General features: G+C 33.4%; 3 protein-coding genes and 1 tRNA gene. 2 read left to right on the top strand and 2 right to left on the bottom strand.

The features are described 5' to 3' along the window. Positions 1-2,188 (bottom strand): O-antigen ligase family protein (locus DCO46_RS22010; RefSeq protein WP_133244625.1); only part of this gene is annotated, 2,188 nt, incomplete at its 3' end. Positions 2,189-2,352: 164 nt separating this feature from the next. Between DCO46_RS22010 and DCO46_RS22005 the strand changes: the two genes are divergently transcribed. Beyond that, positions 2,353-3,522 carry a proline dehydrogenase family protein gene (locus tag DCO46_RS22005; protein ID WP_116754616.1) on the top strand — a complete coding sequence of 390 codons (1,170 nt, stop codon included), beginning with the start codon at positions 2,353-2,355 and terminating at the stop codon, positions 3,520-3,522. Positions 3,523-3,825: 303 nt separating this feature from the next. Here DCO46_RS22005 and DCO46_RS22000 read toward each other — a convergent pair whose 3' ends face one another. Next, a complete protein-coding gene (locus DCO46_RS22000; RefSeq protein ID WP_116754615.1) occupies positions 3,826-5,610 on the bottom strand; it encodes an ABC transporter ATP-binding protein in 1,785 nt (594 codons plus the stop codon). Between the two features lie 264 nt (positions 5,611-5,874). On the opposite strand from DCO46_RS22000, the gene DCO46_RS21995 reads away from it, so the two are divergent. Next, positions 5,875-5,949 (top strand) — tRNA-Val (locus tag DCO46_RS21995). Positions 5,950-5,966 lie beyond the last annotated feature (17 nt).

Below are 5,966 nucleotides of genomic sequence, written 5' to 3'. Positions count from 1 at the left end.
CGTCATTCAGCCCTGGATTTTTTAATGCATCGAGTAAAGCGCTTATCGCTTTTTTATTTTGGCCTTGTTTGAAATAATTGAACCCGATATTTTGTTTTATATAAATATTTCCGGGATCAATTTTTAAAGCTTTTTCATAAGATTTTAGAGCATTACTTAATTCCGATTGCATTTCAAAATTCTGACCGCCTTCAAGATAACTGGTAATTAAAAGTTCATTTTTCTTCTTTATTAAAATACTGTCATTAGGCATTTTCTTTAATCCCTGATCTACAAATCGGATTATTCTTTTATACCCGGCACCCGAATTTTGCAATGCGGTTGCCACTGCGTTCCAGGTTTCAGGAATGTTTTTATATTTTGAAAAAAGTGCGTGGTTTTTAAGCAATTCAACGGTGTCTTTTTTTAATAAAGAGTAATAATTAACACTTTTATACAGATCATAATTTCGTGGGCGTAAATAAAATGCCTGTTTACTGTAAATATATGCGCTATCAATTTTTCCAGTTTTTCCGGCTATTGTTTGTTTGTAAAAATCTATTCGGCCACTATATGGATTGATTTTAGAAGCCTTTGAGAAACATTTTAAAGCTTTTTCATAATTTTTTTCACGTATGTAATAAATTGCCGCATATTCATAGAATGCCTCTGAAGTGCTTAAAACATTCGGATATTTTGGAATTAAGGCTACAACTTCGTCTCCGCTTAATTTCCCTTTTTCATTTAAATTAATATTATCCATGTCAATTAAATATTCAAGATGTGACGCTTTGTAAATTAAATAAGCAGAATAACTGGTAACAATTGCTGTTATTATCAAAACAGAGCACACCATCTTAATTGCAAATTGATTTTTAGAAGCATATTCAATATTCAATTTTGAATTGTTTACCACGGTAAAAGCTAACATAAGAGCAAAAAATATCTGCATAGTTGGCCTGTACATTGGGAAATTTAGCGATGAATCAATTCCGTACACAATAACAAGCATCAAAGTTAATATTGCGATTACCCTGATATTATAATCTTCTGATTTTAATATTTTCTTTAAATTAATAACAACAATAAAAATAAAAAGAGTAAGGTATATAAGACCGTTTAATACGCCTGTTTCTGCCATGATCTCCAGAAAATCATTATGCGTATGCAATGATACTATAAAACCATCTGCTGCTGTTTTTTCATAAGGGATAGACTCCACCTGATAATTACCAAGACCTATACCTGTAATTGGATTTTTCTGGCTCAATTTAATGGCATTCCCCCAGTATATCAGCCTTAATTTAGAAGAAGCATCTTCTGCATTGAATTTTTCCACTTTATCTGCAATGGAAACGTATCTGCTTTTATCCTTTGATTTTTCAAAAATGGTACTTGAAAACAAAGCAGCAATTAATACCGGAATAATTAAATATATAATATTGGTGAAAGCTGACCGGGTAAATGAATTTTCCCTAATAATATAAATGATAAAAACAGAAAAAATTAAAAACAAACTGATCAACGGAGTTCTGGCCCCTGTTAAAAAAATGACTGCCATTACTGAAAATAATACCACAATAGAAAACCATTTTTTATAAGTTTTAAATTGACTGATAGCCACTAACAGAAATGGAACTTTGATGGTAAGGCTGGCTGCCAATATATTTATATTTCCGGTATTCCCTTTCATAGCTCCCAAAAGATCCATAATAGAAGCATGTCGCGGTATAATAATAAAATGACAAAGCTGTTGCCAGGATTGTAAAAAAGCGCTTATGCAGATTATAAAGACAATTTTATAAAAAAGATCAAGTTTGTTTTTTAGTAAAACAGAAAGGTTGACAAACAGGCAAAATACAATCGCTATTTCCGTAAACTTAGTTAAGACAAGTGAAGTATTTTTAGCTGAAAAAAAAGTTATTCCGCAAAGAAGCAGGAAAATCAGGTAAATTCTAAAAACATAACTTTTTTTAAATACGGGAAGGATTTGACTCGAAATAAGGTTCGCATTGAAATAAAAATAGATCCCTGCAATAAGATTCAGTACTGCCAAATATAAAAATTGCGGATTAATGATTTCCATGCTTTTGAAATAGGGAAGAAAGTCTATTGCCAGAAGAGAAATAACAAAGAAAAGCACAACAAAATTTGGTATTGATTGTTTTCCTTTTAACTCATTAATAATATGATCCACTTTTGTATTCATTTTGAATTATATTTTTTTTTCGCAAAAGTATATAAAATATAAGCAAAATCTTACTTTTTGTTTTAAAAGTATTTTTGAGGACATTAAAGATATAAAAAATTAAGATATCATTTGGTGAATAATATTCAAAACACTCGCTATATTTGCACAAAAAACAACCTAGAATGGAAAAAATATTCGATAACACTCAAGTTGCATTTTCGCTAAAGAGTGATACAGAACTTGACAGAGCTTATTTTCTTTTTAAAATGATTGACAGTGAGCCTTTAGTAAAAATAGGAACAGCAGTGACCAATTTTGCACTTAAGGCACATTTACCGGTAGAAGGATTAATCCGTGCAACCGTTTTTGACCACTTTTGTGGTGGTGTAAACGAAAATGACTGCATTACAGTTGTAGATAAAATGTTTACTAAAGGTGTTTCATCCGTACTGGATTATTCGGTTGAAGGAAAAGAGGAAGAAGAGCAGTTTGACGCCGCTTTGGAAATGACTTTAAAAACGGTAGAATTTGCAAAAGAACGTTTAGCAATTCCTTTTGCAGTTTTTAAACCAACAGGTTTGGGACGTTTTGAATTATATGAGAAACTAGGAGAAAAACAAACATTATCTGCAGAAGAACAGCAAGAATGGAATAGGGTAGTAGCCCGTTTTGATAAAATCTGCAGCGAAGCGCACAAGAAAGATGTTGCATTGCTAATTGACGGTGAAGAAAGCTGGATGCAGGATGCTGCTGATGATCTGGTTACCGAAATGATGCGCAAATACAATAAAGAAAAAGCTATTGTTTTTAATACCCTTCAAATGTACCGTTGGGACCGTTTGGATTATTTGAAAAAATTACACGAAGTTGCTAAAACAGAAGGTTTTTTTATTGGAATGAAACTGGTTCGTGGTGCTTATATGGAAAAAGAAAACAAAAGAGCAGAAGAAAAAGGATATGTTTCTCCAATTTGTGTTTCTAAAGAAGCTACAGATATAAATTATGACAATGCTGTACATTATATGTTAGAGCATCTGGATATGATGTCAATTTTTGCCGGAACTCATAACGAACTGAGTTCTTATAAATTGATGGAAATGATGCAGGAAAAAGGTATCGCTAAAAACGATAACAGAATCTGGTTTGGACAGTTATACGGAATGAGTGATAATATCAGCTATAACTTAGCCGAAAATGGATATAATGATGCCAAATACCTTCCGTTTGGACCGGTAAAAGATGTTATGCCATACCTGATTCGCCGTGCTGAGGAAAACACTTCTGTTGCAGGTCAGACAAGCCGTGAATTATCAATGATCAAAGCTGAACGTAAACGCAGAAAAGGAAAATAGTCTGAATTTAGATTTTAGATTTTAGTCCCGAAGCCTCGGGATTAGATTTTAGATTTTACTAAAAAAAACTCCATTTGCGTCGCAAATGGAGTTTTTTTATTCTCTATGCACAATCTTGTCATCCTGAGGAACGAAGGATCTTCACAAGAAACTCAGTGCCTGCAATTACCAATCTTTATAGAGCTAGTCACGAAGATCCTTCCTTCCTCAGTATGAAAAGATTGTATGGTCTTTGTCAAATTATAAGTATAATTTGCTTCACCTATTTACTGTTGTTCAAATTTATTTTTTGAAATTTCTACATTAAGAATTACTAAACTGTAAATTACTTAAGTTTTTATAAATTCCATTTTCAAGGTTTATCAATTCCTGATGCGTTCCTTCTTCCGTTATTTCTCCATTATCCAGAACCAGGATTTTATCTGCATTTCTGATTGTCGAAAGACGGTGTGCAATAATAATACTTGTTCTTCCTTCCATTAAAACTTCTAATGCTTCCTGAACCAGTTTTTCGCTTTCACTGTCTAATGAAGAAGTAGCTTCATCTAATATCAAAATACTTGGATTTTTAAGCAAAGCTCTTGCAATTGCGATACGCTGGCGTTGTCCGCCCGATAGTTTTACACCGCGTTCTCCAACTAATGTTTCAAATTTCTCAGGAAAACCATCTACAAAATTAAATGCATTTGCTTGTTTTGCCGCCTGAATAATTTCTTCGTCTGTAGCAGTTGGTTTTCCGTAAGCAATGTTTTCCCTAATGGTTCCGCCAAACAAGATTACATCCTGCGGAACGATACTCATATTGCCACGAAGGTCTTCTAAGTCGTACTCATAAATATTTTTTCCGTCAACGCTGATTTCTCCCGAAGTGATATCATAGAAACGTAATAGTAATGATGAAATAGTAGATTTTCCGGCACCACTTGGTCCGACAATTGCAATTTTCTGACCAAATTCGGCTGTGAAATTAACATTTTTAAGAACCTGAATTTCTTTTCTTGACGGATAACTGAAAGCAACATTTTTAAAAGAAACGTTTCCTTTTATTTTTTCTATTGAATTTGTTTTTCCTTTAATATCTTCCGGAACTTCTTCCAATAATTCAAAAACTCGTTCTGTTGCTCCGACTGCTTTTTGGATCTGAGCGTACATTTCGGCTATTCCGCCAAAAGAAGCCCCAATAAAAGTCGTATAAAGAACAAAAGAGATCAAATCCCCGACACCTTCAACTTCTCCTTTTATAGTTAAAGTGATGCCGTACCAGACTACTGCTACTACGCATCCAAAAAGACATAAAATAATAAACGAAGCAAAGTAACCTCTGTACTGACCACCTTTTATTGCAATTTTTACGATTTCTTTGATCTTATTTTTATAACGCTGAATTTCATACCATTCATTCGCAAACGCTTTTACATTGCTGATTCCCTGTAATGTTTCTTCAACAATAACCTGGCTTTCCGCAACTTTGTCTTGTGTTTTTTTACCGTATTTACGAATAAACCTTCCAAATATAACTGCCGCTACAGCCACTATTGGAACAATAGCCAACATCATCAAAGTTAATTTCGGGCTGATATTTCCCAAGATGATAAAACCTCCAATAATTAAGATTAACTGGCGTAAAAATTCCGCTATTGTCGTTGTAAAAGTATCCTGCAACTGAGAAATATCGGCACTTATTCTGCTGTTTAGTTCACCAACACGTTTTTGCGAATAGAATGACATCGGCAGTTTAACCAGATTTTCGTATAAGGCAAAGCGAATATTTGATAAGGAATTTTCTGTAAAATTGACGAAAAGCGAAATCCTGAAAAAGGAAAAAACGGCCTGTAGCATTAATATAACAATCAGCGCAACCGCTATTTCATTTGCCCTGTTTAGGTTTTTATTCGTGACACAGTCTACCAGCATTCCCATTAATTTAGGAAAGGCAAGGGCAGTGGCACTAGTTAATAACAGAAAAATTAAGCCCAGAAAAAATTTCCATTTGTGATTTTTCCCATATTTAAAAATCCGAAGGGCTTTTTGAAGTGAATTCGAGTCTAATTTAGCTTTCGGTAAATCATTTTCTTGATATCTTGGCATGTTTATTTACAATTAAGGTACGCAAAGGTATGATATAGCAAATGAATACAAAAAGAATATTCTGAATTCGCTTTTGAGTTTTCTATTTTTAACTAACAATTAAGAAAACGACGATTTTTATTCAATTTTAATTGACTGAAAAATAGCTTTCTAAATATAGTATTGAAATTTTTATTGCATTTTTTTACTAAAAAGCTTGCGATTACGAATTCTAGCTGTATATTTGCACTCGCAATCACAAAATGATAGCAGCCTAATAAAATAGGGCGATTAGCTCAGCTGGTTCAGAGCACCTCGTTTACACCGAGGGGGTCGGGGGTTCGAACCCCTCATCGCCCACAGATTTCCAAAAACTC

Origin of the sequence: Flavobacterium sp. HTF, assembly GCF_003105115.1 — a bacterium.
Lineage (GTDB): Bacteria > Bacteroidota > Bacteroidia > Flavobacteriales > Flavobacteriaceae > Flavobacterium.
This window is presented reverse-complemented; position numbering and strand designations above follow the sequence as displayed.

What these genes read in the sequence shown, in the direction of transcription:
- DCO46_RS22005 (WP_116754616.1), top strand. Translation starts at nt 2,353, where the DNA reads ATGGAAAAAATATTCGATAACACTCAAGTTGCATTTTCGCTAAAGAGT.
- DCO46_RS22000 (WP_116754615.1), bottom strand. Translation starts at nt 5,610, where the DNA reads ATGCCAAGATATCAAGAAAATGATTTACCGAAAGCTAAATTAGACTCG.